Source organism: Oscillibacter sp. PC13 (assembly GCF_900115635.1).
GTDB lineage: Bacteria > Bacillota > Clostridia > Oscillospirales > Oscillospiraceae > Oscillibacter.
The window spans coordinates 24,953-39,803 of sequence record NZ_FOXE01000007.1; the positions used below are offsets into that span (position 1 = coordinate 24,953).

Annotated in this window: 19 protein-coding genes; 14 read left to right on the top strand and 5 right to left on the bottom strand. The window is 46.6% G+C overall.

Features of this window, described 5'->3' with window-relative positions; all coding sequences use genetic code 11:
- Positions 1-13 precede the first annotated feature (13 nt).
- The 5 genes from BMZ81_RS05395 to BMZ81_RS05420 form a co-directional block, all read right to left on the bottom strand.
- On the bottom strand, positions 14-1,648 hold the full coding sequence (locus BMZ81_RS05395; RefSeq protein WP_091129546.1) for a recombinase family protein: 1,635 nt from the start codon (positions 1,646-1,648) through the stop codon (positions 14-16).
- A 208-nt stretch (positions 1,649-1,856) separates the two neighbouring features.
- Positions 1,857-2,099 carry a DUF6870 family protein gene (locus BMZ81_RS05400; RefSeq protein ID WP_091129548.1) on the bottom strand — a complete coding sequence of 81 codons (243 nt, stop codon included), beginning with the start codon at positions 2,097-2,099 and terminating at the stop codon, positions 1,857-1,859.
- A 538-nt stretch (positions 2,100-2,637) separates the two neighbouring features.
- The gene (locus tag BMZ81_RS05405; protein ID WP_091129551.1) at positions 2,638-3,177 is read right to left on the bottom strand and encodes a hypothetical protein; all 540 of its coding nucleotides are present in this window, start codon (positions 3,175-3,177) and stop codon (positions 2,638-2,640) included.
- 371 nt (positions 3,178-3,548) lie between these two features.
- The gene (locus BMZ81_RS05415) at positions 3,549-4,280 is read right to left on the bottom strand and encodes an ImmA/IrrE family metallo-endopeptidase (protein WP_091129555.1); all 732 of its coding nucleotides are present in this window, start codon (positions 4,278-4,280) and stop codon (positions 3,549-3,551) included.
- Entirely contained in the window at positions 4,280-4,534 is a 255-nt protein-coding gene (locus tag BMZ81_RS05420) for a hypothetical protein (RefSeq protein WP_242942573.1), read from the bottom strand. The genes BMZ81_RS05415 and BMZ81_RS05420 overlap by 1 nt, the downstream gene beginning before the upstream one ends.
- Before the next feature lie 270 nt (positions 4,535-4,804).
- Here BMZ81_RS05420 and BMZ81_RS05425 point away from each other — a divergent pair, with 270 nt between their 5' ends.
- The 14 genes from BMZ81_RS05425 to BMZ81_RS05490 all read left to right on the top strand — a co-directional run bounded on the left by BMZ81_RS05425 (position 4,805) and on the right by BMZ81_RS05490 (position 14,620).
- Positions 4,805-5,233, top strand: a complete 429-nt coding sequence (locus BMZ81_RS05425) for a helix-turn-helix domain-containing protein (RefSeq protein ID WP_091129557.1) — start codon at positions 4,805-4,807, stop codon at positions 5,231-5,233.
- A gap of 76 nt (positions 5,234-5,309) precedes the next feature.
- A complete protein-coding gene (locus tag BMZ81_RS05430) occupies positions 5,310-5,846 on the top strand; it encodes an ImmA/IrrE family metallo-endopeptidase (RefSeq protein WP_091129560.1) in 537 nt (178 codons plus the stop codon).
- Positions 5,847-5,851: 5 nt separating this feature from the next.
- Positions 5,852-6,949: a hypothetical protein gene (locus tag BMZ81_RS05435; RefSeq protein WP_091129562.1), complete on the top strand. Its 1,098-nt coding sequence runs from the start codon at positions 5,852-5,854 to the stop codon at positions 6,947-6,949.
- Positions 6,939-7,244, top strand: a complete 306-nt coding sequence (locus tag BMZ81_RS05440) for a carboxylate--amine ligase (RefSeq protein WP_091129564.1) — start codon at positions 6,939-6,941, stop codon at positions 7,242-7,244. The genes BMZ81_RS05435 and BMZ81_RS05440 overlap by 11 nt, the downstream gene beginning before the upstream one ends.
- Entirely contained in the window at positions 7,244-7,963 is a 720-nt protein-coding gene (locus BMZ81_RS05445) for a hypothetical protein (RefSeq protein ID WP_091129567.1), read from the top strand. The genes BMZ81_RS05440 and BMZ81_RS05445 overlap by 1 nt, the downstream gene beginning before the upstream one ends.
- Before the next feature lie 3 nt (positions 7,964-7,966).
- The gene (locus BMZ81_RS05450) at positions 7,967-8,446 is read left to right on the top strand and encodes a flavodoxin (RefSeq protein WP_091129568.1); all 480 of its coding nucleotides are present in this window, start codon (positions 7,967-7,969) and stop codon (positions 8,444-8,446) included.
- Positions 8,447-8,465: 19 nt separating this feature from the next.
- Entirely contained in the window at positions 8,466-8,903 is a 438-nt protein-coding gene (locus BMZ81_RS05455; protein ID WP_091129570.1) for an SMI1/KNR4 family protein, read from the top strand.
- Between the two features lie 4 nt (positions 8,904-8,907).
- Complete coding sequence (locus tag BMZ81_RS05460) at positions 8,908-9,954, top strand: O-acetyl-ADP-ribose deacetylase (protein ID WP_091129573.1); 1,047 nt, start codon at positions 8,908-8,910, stop codon at positions 9,952-9,954.
- 40 nt (positions 9,955-9,994) lie between these two features.
- Positions 9,995-10,480: a DUF6518 family protein gene (locus BMZ81_RS05465; protein ID WP_091129574.1), complete on the top strand. Its 486-nt coding sequence runs from the start codon at positions 9,995-9,997 to the stop codon at positions 10,478-10,480.
- A gap of 50 nt (positions 10,481-10,530) precedes the next feature.
- Positions 10,531-10,953, top strand: a complete 423-nt coding sequence (locus tag BMZ81_RS13875; protein WP_143072741.1) for a hypothetical protein — start codon at positions 10,531-10,533, stop codon at positions 10,951-10,953.
- A 73-nt stretch (positions 10,954-11,026) separates the two neighbouring features.
- Positions 11,027-12,535: a Y-family DNA polymerase gene (locus tag BMZ81_RS05475; RefSeq protein ID WP_091129579.1), complete on the top strand. Its 1,509-nt coding sequence runs from the start codon at positions 11,027-11,029 to the stop codon at positions 12,533-12,535.
- Between the two features lie 9 nt (positions 12,536-12,544).
- Positions 12,545-13,366, top strand: a complete 822-nt coding sequence (locus BMZ81_RS05480) for a hypothetical protein (protein WP_091129581.1) — start codon at positions 12,545-12,547, stop codon at positions 13,364-13,366.
- A 34-nt stretch (positions 13,367-13,400) separates the two neighbouring features.
- Positions 13,401-13,814, top strand: a complete 414-nt coding sequence (locus BMZ81_RS05485; protein WP_091129584.1) for a YolD-like family protein — start codon at positions 13,401-13,403, stop codon at positions 13,812-13,814.
- A gap of 146 nt (positions 13,815-13,960) precedes the next feature.
- Positions 13,961-14,620, top strand: a complete 660-nt coding sequence (locus tag BMZ81_RS05490; RefSeq protein ID WP_091129587.1) for a vWA domain-containing protein — start codon at positions 13,961-13,963, stop codon at positions 14,618-14,620.
- Positions 14,621-14,851: the final 231 nt, after the last annotated feature.

Below are 14,851 nucleotides of genomic sequence, written 5' to 3' on the forward strand. Positions count from 1 at the left end.
GCTCATCCCTCCTTTATCCGGCAATGGCAAGTTCATCGGCATAACCGAGAACATATTCAAGCGTCTGCTGGTATTCGTCTTTGTATTTGAAGACGATCTCGATGGCATGATTTTCGTGAATGAGGATGCGGTCAACGAGAGCCATCAGAACACGCCGGTTGAGTTCTTCAATGTTTTCATACTGCTTGAAGAGCGTTACCCAATTCCGTTCCGTCGTTCCGGTTGTAACCGTCTGCTTCATTTCCTTTTTTACACGCAGGAGAGCTTCCTGCTTCTCTTCAATTATGCGTGTGTAGCTGTTGCGGAAATCGAAATACTCGGATTTGTCGATGATACCATCTGACAGATCCTCATAGAGCCGCAGCTTGAGCTTCTGATAACGCTCAATTTCCTCTTCCAGCTTTGTAATCTGCGCTTCATAGTTAAAGGCTTTTCTGCTTTGTGAAGGAAGACGCTCAATCAGCTCAAGGGCTTTTTCCAGATTGATGACAAGCTCAATCTGATCGTGAATAGCGGTGAACACCTTCTCTTCAACCTCTTTTGCACTGATGCTGTGAGGACTGCAAGAGCGAGTGTGTTTATTTGTGGAGCATACATAGTAGATGTACTTCTTTGCCTTGGATGGGACTGTCTTGCGGATCATGGACTGCTGGCAATCGCCGCAGAAAAGAAAACCGGAAAACAGATGTGCTTCATCCTGATCGGGAGCGCAGCGCATATCGCGCTTCATCATCGCCTTGACTGCCATGAAATCTTCATAGGAGACAAGGGCTTCATGGGCATTCTCTACCTTAACCCATTCTGTTTCATCCTTGCTCTGGACAACACGGACTTTGTAGTTTGGAGTGCCGCGCTTTCCCTGAGCCAGAACACCGATATAAACCTCATTGGTGAGAATGCGCTGGACAGCTTTGTAAGTCCACTTTGCGGTATCGCCGGTCTTGAAGACGGTATCATACTTCACTCCGGCTGAATGCTTGTACTCCATCGGAGAGAGAATACCCATCTGATTCAGTCTGGCAGCAATTCGCCCGATGGAGATGCCATCCTTATACATGGAGAAAATCATCTGCACATATTCGCTGACCGCCTCGTCAACGATGAGCTGATTTTTATTCTCCGGAGACTTCATGTAGCCGTAGGGAGCAAATGCGCCTACAAACTCACCGTTCTTCTGCTTGACCTCCAAGCTGGAACGGATTTTCATAGAGATGTCCTTGCAGTAGGAATCGTTGATCAGGTTTTTGAACGGGATGACAAACGAGTCAGACTGTGGATCGCCGGTCAGACTGTCGTATGCGTCGTTGACGGCAATGAAGCGAACGCCGAGCTGGGGAAAGAGCTTTTCCAGATAACGCCCGGCGTCGATATAGTTTCTTGAGAAGCGGCTGAGGTCTTTGACCACAATACAGTCGATAGTACCTTTGCGGATCGCATCCTCAAGCTGCTTGAAACGAGGACGATTGAAAGAAACACCACTGTAACCGTCATCAATAAACGGCTCAAAGACAAGCTCAATGTCTTCATGTCTGGCGATGAAGTCTTCGCAGATCGCCTTTTGGCTTGCTATACTGTTGCTCTCAACCTTATCGCCATCTTCACGGGACAGTCTGCAATAGATAGCAGCGCGGTAAACCTTTTTCGGCATAAAAATAACCTCCGTTTTCTGTTGGTGTGATACATCCAATCAGAAAGACGAAGGCTTTGCTTCATTCCTATGAAAAGCACGATAAAGCCACATGACCATCAGGGCAAGCGGCTTAGTCAGTATCTTCTTTTTTTGACCTGATTAGATTATATCACAAACTCACTCGTTCGTCCATAGATCCGGGCGAAAAGATTCAATTTGTTCATAATCAAAGTCCTCTCAGATAGTGTTCCAGGCAGTCCTCCATTGTTGTGTCCGTATTGGAGAAGCTGATCTTTACAACCGTCTTTCCATCCAGATAACAATAGGGGTTTTTGATCTGCCTGATGAACTCTTGCAGTCTCTCTTCCCTCGGCGCATCCGGGTCCAGACGGACACTGCTGCGCTGAACGAGCTGGCTGCGGTCAACCGTTTTCAGGTTGAGATTTTTCATTGTCTCAACGCTCATCATCTTTTACACCTCCTGCGTGCAATGTGCTTTCAGGACAAAAGGATATGGCAGGACAACGGTTAAGAAGTCCTGCCACATAGTTTTTATCCTGAAACTATATAGTAAGTTTCGTTAAGTTCGTTTCGTTATGCTCCGGTATATTTGCAGCACGCACCCCTACCGGCAGAGCCTTACAGCTCCGGGAATGCTGCGGACTACCGATGGTTAATCAGTATCATGGGACTCTCACCCCTCCGAGGATCGCTCCGAGCCGCCCCTTCAAAGAAAGAACGGAAGTATCATTATACCCAACTTCTCCATCATCGCAAGCAGCCGCACCACACGGCTGTTCAGCCTCTCTGTTGATCGCTCGCTCCGCAGCAGATGAAACATCAGCGGGAGGTCATGGCGGCAGAAGACAAGTTGCTTCGAGAAAAGAGGAAAGATCCGCAGCACTGAGTATTCAGTTTTCAAGGAACCGCGAAGGAGGCTTGAATTAACCCCTTCACTTTACAACGGACATTCTTTTGCCGTTTTTTAAGTACCGCCCTCAAAAAAATCAAAAATATTTTTTTGCCTTTATGCGAATGGCTTGGATATGCTGCGTAACACTTGAAGCTGACACACCATTGGCTTTTGCATAGTCATACGGCTTCATTCCTTCTCTGAGAACTTTTGCGAAAATGTCTCTCTGCGTGTCTGTGAGGATTCTGAGGAAGTCCTGTTCAAGCATTGCCGTCGTTACTTCCTCGGCAAAGTCACGAGGATCAACCAACCAAGCCGAAGCCTTCACATCGTCCTCCGGGAGAGCATCCAAAGAGAGAGTGCTGCTGTTGACTTCATCTTCCTCCGTGTCATCAGAATTGCTGCCGGTATAAGACCGGCGCAGTCTCTTTTCTTCGGCACGAAGAGCTTTCATGACATCGCGGTCAACCTCCGTTACTTCTCCGGTACGCTTCACGCGCACCATGCACTTGCCGTCCTCCGTTGTCCAGAGGTCATAATCGAACTCGATAGGGGTTTTGGGGATTCTTTTCATTGTCTTGTCCTTTCCGCTGGCACGGAACAGCGGATGGGCAAGACAAAAATAGAGCCGCATGACGGTGAGTTATGATCCCATGCCGATAAAACAGAGCGATTAAACTCTGTTCATGCGGCATTAGGAAGACTCACCAATCAGCGGCTCCACAGCACAGCTATCAAAATATTTATTTGTTAATCACTATCTTCTTGAGTGTTGAAGACAGTGGTTTAACCGTCTCATACTGAGAACATCGAAGACCGTTTCGCGTCCACACAGCTTGCACTTTGCTTGGACATGACCTCTTGTGTCCTCAAATACTGCGATTGAATTGTGCCCACAGTAGGGGCATTTGACCATGCGCATCTTTTGGCTTGAAATAGCATGACGCGCTCTTTGTATCTTCATCTGCATCTCGGCAGAAGGTTCACTTACTCGGATATTTTTTCTCATGCCCATACCTCCAACGGATCGACATACTCACGGTACGGGCGGTCCTCAATATAACCGAGATCCTGCAGCCGGATAACGGCAGCGGTTTTAGAAACACCGAGCTGACTGCAAATCAGCGCAAGTGCAAGCCTGTCATGATATGCGAACCTTCCCTCATAATTGACGAGCTTTTTGCCACCGGCGAAATACCACATGGCGTAGTCTATCTCCTTTTGCGGCATGAGGATGGCTGCACCCAGCACATTTGCTTGCCATTCGTTCCAGTCCTCTCGTGTTTTCAGATCGCGGAGGGAATATGCGCATCGCGCGGCATATTTCTTCCGGCAAGCAGCTTTTGCCTCATCATCCTCCATCGAATAGAGAATCTGATGTGCGCATTCGTGGGCAAGCGTGAATCTGCGTTTCCCGCAGAGTTTCCGAACCTGTCCCGGCTGAATGAAGCTATCGTCCATCAGAATTTGATTTTGCTTGAGCGGAATCGTTCTCCTGATACCTCGCGTCTCAGCGATATACTCAGTGTCCGCATAAGCCGTCAAGCCGCAGATGCTTCCGTCCTCCGACAGACGGGCGAAGGACACATTCAAGCCGAGATAGTCCTTGGCGAACTGGTCAATCGGTGTTGCTCTCGGAATGCGGACATCCTCCGGTTCCTGCCCAAAGAAGAACACATTGAAGTCCTTGGTGACGGCTGCTGCTATTTCTTCTATTTGCTTGTGGGATAGGATCATCAGCAACCCTCCTTTGCTTCGACAAACCACTTATCTCCTTCATGAAACAGATAGGACTCCCTTCCTCGAATCATGACGGTATAGCGAATACCGCCGCCTCCTACTTTTTTCGATGAGGCGCGGCATTTATACAGGATTTGATCGATATTGAACACCTGACCATTGTCCCAGCGGATAAACCGAGGAAGGACAGCACCCTCCTTATCGACATCCAGATTGACTGAGACATACGCCTTTCTGCACTGAGCTTCCATCTTTTGTACCTCCCTTTGCTGTGTGCGCATCTGCACGGGGCAGCAAATACGCACGATTGATTGTAATTGCCTCTCTGACCACTTCGATTACCCATATTTGTAACTTTTCTTTGTATAATTGCTCAAATCGCTTGACACGGTGAGCAATTATGAGTAAAATATGAGTAGTTGAACTGCTCGTTTATTATTATACGCATTTGAATTGCCTATGTCAATAGTTTTGAGCAATTCAAAGTCGCAAACTTTTTGTGAACAGGAGTGATTACCAAAATGACATTTGGAGAGAAGTTCAAAGCTGAACGAGAAAAGCGGGGTCTTACGCAGCAGGAGGTAGCCGAGGGATTGGGCATCAATCGGCGCATGATTACCCGGTATGAGAACGGCATCTCTTTCCCGCGCTCAAGGGACGCATACAAAAAGATCGCAGATTACTTCGAGGTAGATGTCAATTATCTGTTGACCGAGGACGAAGAGTTTGTTGTTCAGGCATCCGAGCAATACGGTTCTCGCGGCATGAAGCAGGCGCAGGAATTGATTGATGGTATGTCCGGTCTGTTTGCCGGTGGTTCACTATCCGAGCAGGATAAGGACGCTGTGATGAAAGCCTTGCAGGATATTTATTGGGAATCCAAAGCCCGTAATGTAGAGAAGTATACGCCGAAAAAGTACAAGAAGACCGGCGAAGACACCAATACCTAATATTGTCCGTTTTATTGTACGGAGGATTTGATAGAATTACATTGGCAACTCGTAACATTAAGGGGGTGAAGGTCCCGTGATAATTCGCTCCGAAGAAATCTACAATAAGGCAAAAAGCATTGTAAGATGCTGCGGAACAAGGGACACTTTGAAGATTGCCCGTGAGCTTGGCATCTATGTTCACTTCATGGACAATTTCACTGATCTGCTTGGGATGTATACCTATCGGCACAAGGAACGGCACATTCTCCTGAACTCCGGCATGGAAGATATGGTCATGCAAATGGTTTGCGGACACGAAATCGGTCATGACACCTTCCATCGTAACCTTGCGAAAGGAAATGATGCTCTCCCGGAGTTTGTTCTGTTTGATATGCGTACCAAACACGAATATGAGGCAAATGCCTTTGCCTCCCATGTGATCATTGACGATGACGAGCTGATTGAGAATATGCGTCAGGGCTATGATGTAGTTCAGCTCTCATCTATTATGGGAACAAACATCAATCTGATGCTGATCAAGCTCAACGAGATGAATCGTCTTGGCTGGAACTTGAATTTGCCCTATGTGCCTCATTCCGATTTTCTCAAAAACATCACACCGGAGGGATGACGAAAATGAAAGATAAATTTATTCTCAATACAAACGATTATACATATGCGCCGTATTCCAACAAGGGATTCAGCGGTCAGCTATATCTCGCCACGCCCAAAAACGGAGGAAAACGGCTGATTATCAAACACGAAAATCCATGCTCTGCCGGTAACGAGTTTATGTATTCGAGACTGGCGGGGCTTTTAGGCATTCCTACACCTACCACATACCTGATGAATGTAGCAAAGGAAGATGCTCATTTATTTGCGTCTCCGTATGTTGTGGGAATTGAGTATATAGACGGCTTACGCTCTTTCACAAGCGACGAACTAAATGATCCGAAATATGCTGTAATGCCGGGGTCAAACTTCGCAAATGTCAAATACGATTATGCAGGACACTACACTCTTGCAATCATGTTCGACCAGTCGGATGCCATCCAGCTCTCCATGACACCCGACGAGCATATAGTTGGTTTTGATTTTTCGGATTCTTTCTGTTTCACAAAGGCTATGATGGATGCTTTCAAAGTATCTCGTAAAGTTGGTTTGCAGCTTCTTCAAAACGGCTTACAGGCATTCAGAGAAAAGAACTTTGACCGCGCGGTAAAGTGCGCAGCTCCGATTATCGCAAAGCATATCAACTACTCGGACAAGGATGCAGTGGGCATTCTCCATACCCCGATGAAGCGATTTGAACTGATTGATCAGAAAGAGATTGATAAACTTCTGAATGCTGTCGGTGAGATTTATCCGGAGGAAATTGTCTCTTTCTATACCGAATACATTGCAGAGCTTAGAAGAAAAATCGACGAGTATATTCCAATCGCGGAAAACTATCGTTCCCCGGAGGAAGTACGGGCGGCACTGTCAAGCAATTATGAAGCAAAATACAACCAACGCATTGAAACTGTACGAGCGGAGTTCGGCAGCCGCGCAGTAAAGGAACTGATAGCCGAAGCGGATGATGTGCTGAAAACCCATCGCTCTCCCGCTTTCTCACTTGACGATTTAGAGGGAACCATTTTCGCCATAATGGATGCGTTCATTATCGCTAAGAGAAAAAATGCCGAGAAATACACTCCGAAGAAATACAGAAAGGATGCCGCCGATGAAGTATAAACTGTACCGCTCTTTGGGAGATATAGACAAGGATGTTAAAAAGCACGAGCTTGTTGCCGTTGAGTTTGGGCGCGATATTGATGAAGTAACCGACGATCTCATCAAAGATGCGGCTGACGATCTGGCTGCGCTTCCAGAATATGCGCACTGCAAGACGGCTGCCTATGCACCTGAACCGGTGAAAGAGTTCCGGCGCGTAAAGCGTTATCAATACGAAATGACGGGCATTGTCTATCCCCCGAATGCCGATAAGAACATTCTCATTGACTTCGGTATCGTGGAGGATGCGGAGTAATGGACGATATTATCTTTGAAAGAGACTACCGTTCAAGACCACAGGATGAAGCCGACGAACGCAGCAGCAGAATCTTCGATCAAGCCGTAAACGGAGGCTTCTTCTCTTCCTTCCAAGCTGAAATGGACAAGATTCCTAAGGTCATTGTGCCGGAAGATAAAGCCAACTACGAGTATTTGCTGGACAAATGCGATCAGTTTGCCAAGAGACATCGCGGTCAGATTCGAGGGATTGTTGACTACCACCACTGGCATTCAGAAATTGTCATGACTCTCGCATTTGCGGAGTTCTGCGATCCGGAAGACCTTGCGTTTCTCAGAGAGATTACCGAGAAGTCTCACAGCGTAACCTTTGAACCGGCTGAGAACGGAGGCATCCGTGTTCGCATTTTCATCTGTTATTTTGACGAGCTGATGACCGCTGAACACAAGGGGTATTTGAGGTATTGCGCCATAACAGAGGATGAGAAGCTATCTGATATGCTGGGGATGTCATCGCTCCCTCCTGAGATGAACGAAGCTGCCCAGCGGATGAAAGAAATCCTTGATGTTTTTGAGGAAGAAACCGAATATGACCGCACAACCATTTTCAAAGCATTGTTGGAGCGAATGAGCAAGGTTGAGAAGGAAGACCAAACGCTGGACATGATGGTGGCATTTGCGGAGCGGCTGCTTGAAATGGTGCTTAACGAAGAAAATAATCCTGATACGGAGGAATAAAACATGAGCAGGAAATTAGTTGCCTACTTCTCTGCAAGCGGTGTGACCGCAAAGGTGGCAGAGAATCTATCTGAGGCTATCGGTGCAGACCTCTATGAAATTGCACCGGCTGTACCCTATACCAAAGGTGATCTTGACTGGACGGATAAGAACTCCCGCAGCACGATTGAGATGACCGATCCTGCATCCCGTCCGGCGATTGACGGAAAAAGGGATAACATGGACGATTACGACACCGTGTTTGTGGGTTTTCCGATCTGGTGGTATGTCGCGCCGACTATCATCAACACCTTCCTTGAAAGCTATGACCTGACCGGCAAGACTGTCATTCCCTTCGCTACTTCCGGTGGAAGCGGCATGGGAAAAACCAACGAAAAACTCCAACCAAGCTGTCCGAATGCGAAGCTGCTTGAAGGTAAGGTTTTCAAGAAGTCTGCCAGCAAGTCTGAGCTTGCTGCATGGGTAGATGGATTGAAGCTGTAAACAGGAAAGGAATAAAATAATGTATAGAGAACTTATTGGAAATCTCATCAAGGATCATAACTGGGCAAAGTTACAAGAACCTTGCCCCGAATGCGATATAGAGAACGCGGAAAAATATGTTGGCTTTACTTTCCCTGAAGCGCTGAAAGCACTACTTAGAGAAACAAACGGAGATCATTGGTTTTTACTCTCTGCTCAGGAGATGATTGCCCATGTCAAGACCAACCGTGAAATTTACCCTGAGTATCTTGAGCCGGACGAGTTTGAGGAAAAAGTGAATCGCTATGTGTACTTCGCTACAAATGGTTGTGGTGATTACTATTGCTATCGTGTTCTTCCGGATGGGAAAACTGATGACACTGCAATTTATATTTGGGAGCATGAGTTGTTTGAAATACACGAAGTGGCAAAAGACATCGCAGATGTTATTACCAAGTATTACAACAACGAGGTGTGAGTTTATGCCATTACAAATCGTCAGAAACGACATCACAAAAATGAAAGTGGACGCAATCGTCAACGCTGCTAACAGCTCCCTTCTGGGAGGCGGCGGTGTGGACGGCTGCATCCATCGTGCTGCAGGACCGGAACTGCTTGCCGAGTGCAGGAAGCTCGGCGGCTGTGAAACTGGCAGCGCAAAGATTACCGGCGCGTATAAGCTCCCGTGCCGATATGTGATTCATGCCGTCGGTCCGCGCTGGGTGGACGGCAAGCACGGAGAGCGCAAACAGCTTATCTCCTGCTATCGAACATCACTTGAGCTGGCAAAGGAAGCAAAGTGTGAGACGGTTGCGTTTCCGCTCATTTCCTCCGGTATCTATGGCTATCCGAAAGATCAGGCACTCCGAGTTGCCATTGATACGATCAGCGAGTTTCTGCTTGAGAACGACATGACCGTATTCATTGTCATCTTTGATAAAAAGGCATATCGGATCAGCGAGAAGCTGTTCTCGGACATCGAAGAATACATAGATGACCGCTATGTGGACGAGCATACCGACGATTACTCCGAGCGTATGCGTCGCATGAACGCCCTTGAAGAAGTGGTCTATGAGGCAAATATCTGTGAGGATGAAGCGGATGAGTCTCCTGATATGCTCCTTCCTCTTGCGCCTATGGCAGTAGCCTCTAAAAAGGCAATGTCTTTGGATGACGCAATGAAGCAGCTTGACGAGAGCTTTTCCGAGATGCTGCTGCGTAAGATTGACGAGTCTGGCATGACGGATGCACAGTGCTATAAGAAAGCAAACATCGACCGAAAGCTCTTCTCAAAGATCCGCAGTGACAAGCTGTATAAGCCGTCAAAGCCCACGGTCATTGCATTTGCCATTGCCCTTGAGCTATCTCTGGATGAAACGAAGGATATGCTCATGAAGGCTGGCTTTGCGCTTTCTCACTCAAACAAGTTTGACATCATCATTGAGTATTTCATTGAAAACGGAAACTACAATGTCTTTGAAATCAACGAGGCTCTGTTCGCGTTTGACCAGAGCTTGCTCGGAGCGTGAGAACGCATACATATTTGAAATAGATGCAGAGAGTATTAGAATGAAAAGAAGAATATGGAACCCGCTTGTTATGTTTGTAGTCGGGTTGGTTTTAGGTGTAATCAGTAGATTGCTTGACATATATACACAGAATTTGGGAAATATTTTTTCTCAGATGGCAATTTGGATCCTGTTTGGTGTTGTTATTTCGATTTACAGTGAAACAAAAAAGAAAGCGATGCTAAATATACTTCCATTCTGTATGGGTATGCTTATTACCTATTATGTTGCAGCAATACTAACAGACGGCGTATATAGCAGCATATTTATTACTGGATGGACAGTATTTGCGTTACTGTCCCCGGTAATGGCTTACTTCACATGGATGACTAAGGAAAAAGGGCTATTCCCTTGGTTGATTCGTTGCGGTATTGTTGCCTGTTCATTTTTTTCGTCTATCGTTATTTTTGATGGATTCAGATGGTATGATGTCGTTATCAATGTGGTTTTGATTTACATATTATTTTTCAAGAAAATTGAAAGATAATTATGATTATAATGGACTTGAACGGATGAGGAATGGAGTGATGTATAACCTTGATTCAGGAAGTGCTTTTTGGCTCCGTCGTTGAAATCGATCTGGAAGTGACAAAAGAATGGTACAGCAGAGGAAATGAATGGGGATGTGATTGCGCTCATTGCCGGAATTTTCTTGCTTTGGCAAGGAAAAAACAATTCCCACAGCAAATCAAGGAACTGTTAGAGAAGTTTGGTATTCGTCCGGAGCAGGCAACCTATGTCTGTCAGCTTTACGATGATGCAGAAGGGCACCACTACCAATTCAGCTACCGTCTCGCAGGAAACTTGGTTCGGAAATCAGAATTTACTATATCTGCTGAAAATATCGGGCAATGCTGCCATGAGATATATCCATATGGAGCGCCTGATTTCCCTGAGCCACATTTTGATTTGGAGTTTTATTTGACACTCCCTTGGGTGTTGGATGAACCTGATCAATAGGAGACTTGCCCATGAACACATGGGGAAGGAAATGCGCAAACATAAAGCAAGATAAAAAGGAGGCAGTCGGAGCATGAAGCAGAAAACCTATATCGCAATCGACCTCAAGAGCTTCTATGCTTCGGTTGAATGTCGGGAGCGCGGTTTGGATCCGCTGGACACAAACCTCGTTGTCGCAGATGAGAGCCGAACGGACAAGACTATCTGCCTCGCCGTCACCCCCTCCCTCAAGAGCTATGGCATCTCAGGACGCGGAAGACTCTTTGAAGTCAAGCAGCGCGTCAAGGAGGCAAATGCCGGACGGCAGCACGATGCGCCGGGGCGAAAGTTAGAAGGTGCATCATATTCGTTTTCCGAGCTGCAAGCAAAGCCGGAGCTTGCGATTGACTTCATAATCGCCCCGCCGAGAATGGCGTACTACATGGAGTACAGCACCCGCATCTATGAAATATACATGAAGTATGTCGCACCGGAGGACATCGTTGTGTACTCTATCGACGAGGTATTCATGGATGTCACGGATTATCTGAACACCTACAAGCTCTCTCCCCATGACCTTGCCATGAAGATCATCCTGGATGTCCTTGAGACAACCGGCATTACAGCAACAGCCGGTATCGGCACAAACCTCTTTCTCTGCAAAGTGGCGATGGATATTGTGGCGAAGCATATCCCGGCAGACAAGAACGGCGTTCGCATTGCAGAGCTGGATGAAATGAAGTATCGGCGTGAGCTATGGTCACATCAGCCTCTTACCGACTTCTGGCGCGTGGGACGCGGCTATGCAAAGAAGCTCGAAGAAAACGGGATGTTTACAATGGGCGATGTTGCGCGAATGTCCGAAAAGAATGAAGACTTACTCTATAAGCTCTTCGGGAAAAACGCAGAGCTGCTGATCGACCATGCGTGGGGCTGGGAGCCTACCACGATTGAAGCGATCAAGGCATACAGACCGAGTACCAACAGCTTGGGTTCCGGACAAGTGCTGCACTGCCCTTATGATACAGACAAGGCAAAACTTGTCCTCCGGGAAATGGCAGATATGCTCGTGCTGGACTTGGTGGACAAAGGGCTTGTCACAGATCAAATTGTCATCACGATTGGATATGACATTGAAAACCTCACCGATCCGGAGCGAAGCCGAAAGTATCACGGTCCGGTTGTGAAAGACCATTACGGCAGAGCTATCCCGAAACACGCTCACGGCACTGCCAACCTTGACAGCTACACATCATCTACAAGGAAAATCATGTGCGCTGTGTCTGATCTGTTTGACCGGATTGTTGATAAAAACCTTCTCGTGCGCCGATTGAACATCGTCGCAAATCATGTTCTCCCGGAAGCAGACGCGCCAAAGAAGAACGAAGGTTTTGAACAGCTTGATCTCTTCACGGACTACGCAGCTCGTGACGCAAAGCAGGAGAAGGAGCGAGCCGAACTTGAGCGTGAAAAGAAAATGCAGCAAGCCATGTTGACCATAAAAAAGAAGTTTGGCAAGAACGCTATCCTCAAAGGCATGAACTTGGAGGACGGCGCGACGGCGAAGGACCGCAATGAGCAGATTGGCGGTCATAAGGCATAGGAGGTAGATATGGATAAACAACTTTTTGATTTGTATAAAGAAATGCTTTCCCTATCTTTCTCTAATGGGAAAACTGTGTATGAGCGAATAACCCCGGACGATCTTTGTTTAGCTGGTCACCATGTTGGAAGGCTGTTTGATAACGGACTTCTTATTTATGGGCAAGCTATGAACGGATGGCAAAACGAAGACTCTACGAAGGTTGCTTCACTGATTTCCGAGGTAATGCTTAGTTCAGAGAACTATCGCGAGATGTATGTGATGGCTGACTATAATGGCTGGCACGGTGAAGTTAATGGAAATCCAGCAAGCTATTACTACAAGAGATCAAAGTTCTGGAAGTTAAATTATCAAGTTATTACCGGTGCAAACGACTCAAATTTTGAACAGTTCTATATACCTCAAACATTAGATAAATCAGATCGTGAAGAACTGCTCAAAAAAGCATGGTCACAATCTGCCGCGTGGTCAAATCTATATAAAGTATCTTTCAGCGAAGGTGGCAATCCAGATGACAGCATCATTGATGTTATCAACGATGTCAGCCTCCGAATTATCTCACGGGAAATCGAGATGTTAAAACCAAGTAGAGTTTTGTTTAATACCGGAGAAAACTTCTTTAGCTATATTGCGATGAATGGGAGAAACTCCTTCAATGTGGAGCGCGTGCCTTACGATTCAAATGTTTTGTTTACGGGAAGATACGAATATGCACCAAATCAATCTTGCAAGATCGTAGTCTGCAAACGCCCTGACGATAGGCGGTTGCATTATACCAACGCTGATATTGTAAAAGCAGCTCAAGAAATACTCACTGCATTCGAGGAATAACCACCTGATAAAAGTCAATTAAGGAGGGATTTGAATGTACGAAGAAATAATCAATCTGCCGCACCATGTTTCCAAGACAAGACCGCAGATGTCTATGCTGGATCGTGCCGCTCAGTTCTCTCCCTTCGCAGCTCTCACTGGCTATGATGCTGCCATCAAAGAAACAGGGCGGTTGACGGACGAGAAGATTGAATTGGGCGAAGAAGCAAAGGCGGTTCTCGACAGAAAGCAAGCCTACCTTATGGAGATGATAGGCGAACAGCCGGAAATCTCCATCACATACTTCCTGCCGGACACAAGGAAGTCAGGCGGCGCGTATGTGACCATAACCGGAAATCTGAAACGCTTCGACGAATACGAGCGTCTGCTGATCCTGACGGACGGCAGAAAAATACCGATGGATGACATCGCAGATATTGAATGCGATCTGTTTAATGGAATGCTTTAATTGTCGCTTGTCATGCGACCAAACAGAATACGATTTTTCTTATAATATGACTGTAACGGTAAAAGCGTCAGCAAGCTGCCGCATATCGAGCAGTCATATTTTTCTTTTTGGCTGCAAGCCCAAAAATATATACGGAGGTACTGAACATGAAAAAGAACTTAACCGAGATCGTATTTATTCTTGATCGCAGCGGCTCCATGAGCGGACTTGAGGCGGACACCATCGGAGGCTTTAACTCCATGATCGAGAAGCAGAAAAAAGCAGAGGGCGAAGCTCTCATTTCTACTGTTCTCTTCGACAACACCAGCGAGGTTATTCATGATCGCGTCGATGTCCGGAGCATCAAGCCATTGACCGATAAGGACTACACTGTGAGAGGCTGCACCGCCCTTTTGGATGCAATCGGTGGGGCAATCCATCACATCGGCAATGTCCATAAGTATGCAAGAACTGAGGATGTTCCCGAACATACAATGTTTGTCATCACGACAGACGGAATGGAAAACGCAAGCCGCCGCTATGACAGTGAAAAAGTCAAGAAGATGATCGAGCGTCAGAAGACAAAGTACGGCTGGGAGTTTCTGTTTCTCGGTGCCAACATCGACGCAGTTGAGACAGCAAGACACTTCGGCATCAGCGAAGACCGTGCAGTGAACTACCACTCTGACAGCAAAGGAACGCAGCTTAACTACGAGGTACTGAGCGAGGCTATCTGTGCTGTTCGTTGCAGTGCGCCTCTTGGTGCCGATTGGAAAAAGCGAATTGATGATGACTATGAGAAGCGAGGAAAGAGCCGGAAGAAGTAAGTAAACTACGGAGTAAGTTTGCTTCATAACCTGTTTTTTGTAGCGCATACTTAAAAAATGCGAATAATATGTCCGTTGTAAAGTGAAGGGGTATTTTACGGGGAGTTCCTACGAGGGAATACGATTTTAGAGAATAGCAAGCACAGCCAGTGTATATACACACGGCGATTTTGGATTAAGGAAACCTTCCCTTAATCCCGAAAACTGCTTGTTGGGATGTCTCCCAAACCC

Coding starts and splice junctions, on each gene's coding strand:
- BMZ81_RS05415 (WP_091129555.1), bottom strand. CDS start 4,280: ATGATCCTATCCCACAAGCAAATAGAAGAAATAGCAGCAGCCGTCACC.
- BMZ81_RS05450 (WP_091129568.1), top strand. CDS start 7,967: ATGAGCAGGAAATTAGTTGCCTACTTCTCTGCAAGCGGTGTGACCGCA.
- BMZ81_RS05480 (WP_091129581.1), top strand. CDS start 12,545: ATGGATAAACAACTTTTTGATTTGTATAAAGAAATGCTTTCCCTATCT.
- BMZ81_RS05475 (WP_091129579.1), top strand. CDS start 11,027: ATGAAGCAGAAAACCTATATCGCAATCGACCTCAAGAGCTTCTATGCT.
- BMZ81_RS05485 (WP_091129584.1), top strand. CDS start 13,401: ATGTACGAAGAAATAATCAATCTGCCGCACCATGTTTCCAAGACAAGA.
- BMZ81_RS05425 (WP_091129557.1), top strand. CDS start 4,805: ATGACATTTGGAGAGAAGTTCAAAGCTGAACGAGAAAAGCGGGGTCTT.
- BMZ81_RS05465 (WP_091129574.1), top strand. CDS start 9,995: ATGAAAAGAAGAATATGGAACCCGCTTGTTATGTTTGTAGTCGGGTTG.
- BMZ81_RS05395 (WP_091129546.1), bottom strand. CDS start 1,648: ATGCCGAAAAAGGTTTACCGCGCTGCTATCTATTGCAGACTGTCCCGT.
- BMZ81_RS05440 (WP_091129564.1), top strand. CDS start 6,939: ATGAAGTATAAACTGTACCGCTCTTTGGGAGATATAGACAAGGATGTT.
- BMZ81_RS05420 (WP_242942573.1), bottom strand. CDS start 4,534: ATGGAAGCTCAGTGCAGAAAGGCGTATGTCTCAGTCAATCTGGATGTC.
- BMZ81_RS05455 (WP_091129570.1), top strand. CDS start 8,466: ATGTATAGAGAACTTATTGGAAATCTCATCAAGGATCATAACTGGGCA.
- BMZ81_RS05405 (WP_091129551.1), bottom strand. CDS start 3,177: ATGCGGCTCTATTTTTGTCTTGCCCATCCGCTGTTCCGTGCCAGCGGA.
- BMZ81_RS05400 (WP_091129548.1), bottom strand. CDS start 2,099: ATGATGAGCGTTGAGACAATGAAAAATCTCAACCTGAAAACGGTTGAC.
- BMZ81_RS05490 (WP_091129587.1), top strand. CDS start 13,961: ATGAAAAAGAACTTAACCGAGATCGTATTTATTCTTGATCGCAGCGGC.
- BMZ81_RS05460 (WP_091129573.1), top strand. CDS start 8,908: ATGCCATTACAAATCGTCAGAAACGACATCACAAAAATGAAAGTGGAC.
- BMZ81_RS05435 (WP_091129562.1), top strand. CDS start 5,852: ATGAAAGATAAATTTATTCTCAATACAAACGATTATACATATGCGCCG.
- BMZ81_RS05445 (WP_091129567.1), top strand. CDS start 7,244: ATGGACGATATTATCTTTGAAAGAGACTACCGTTCAAGACCACAGGAT.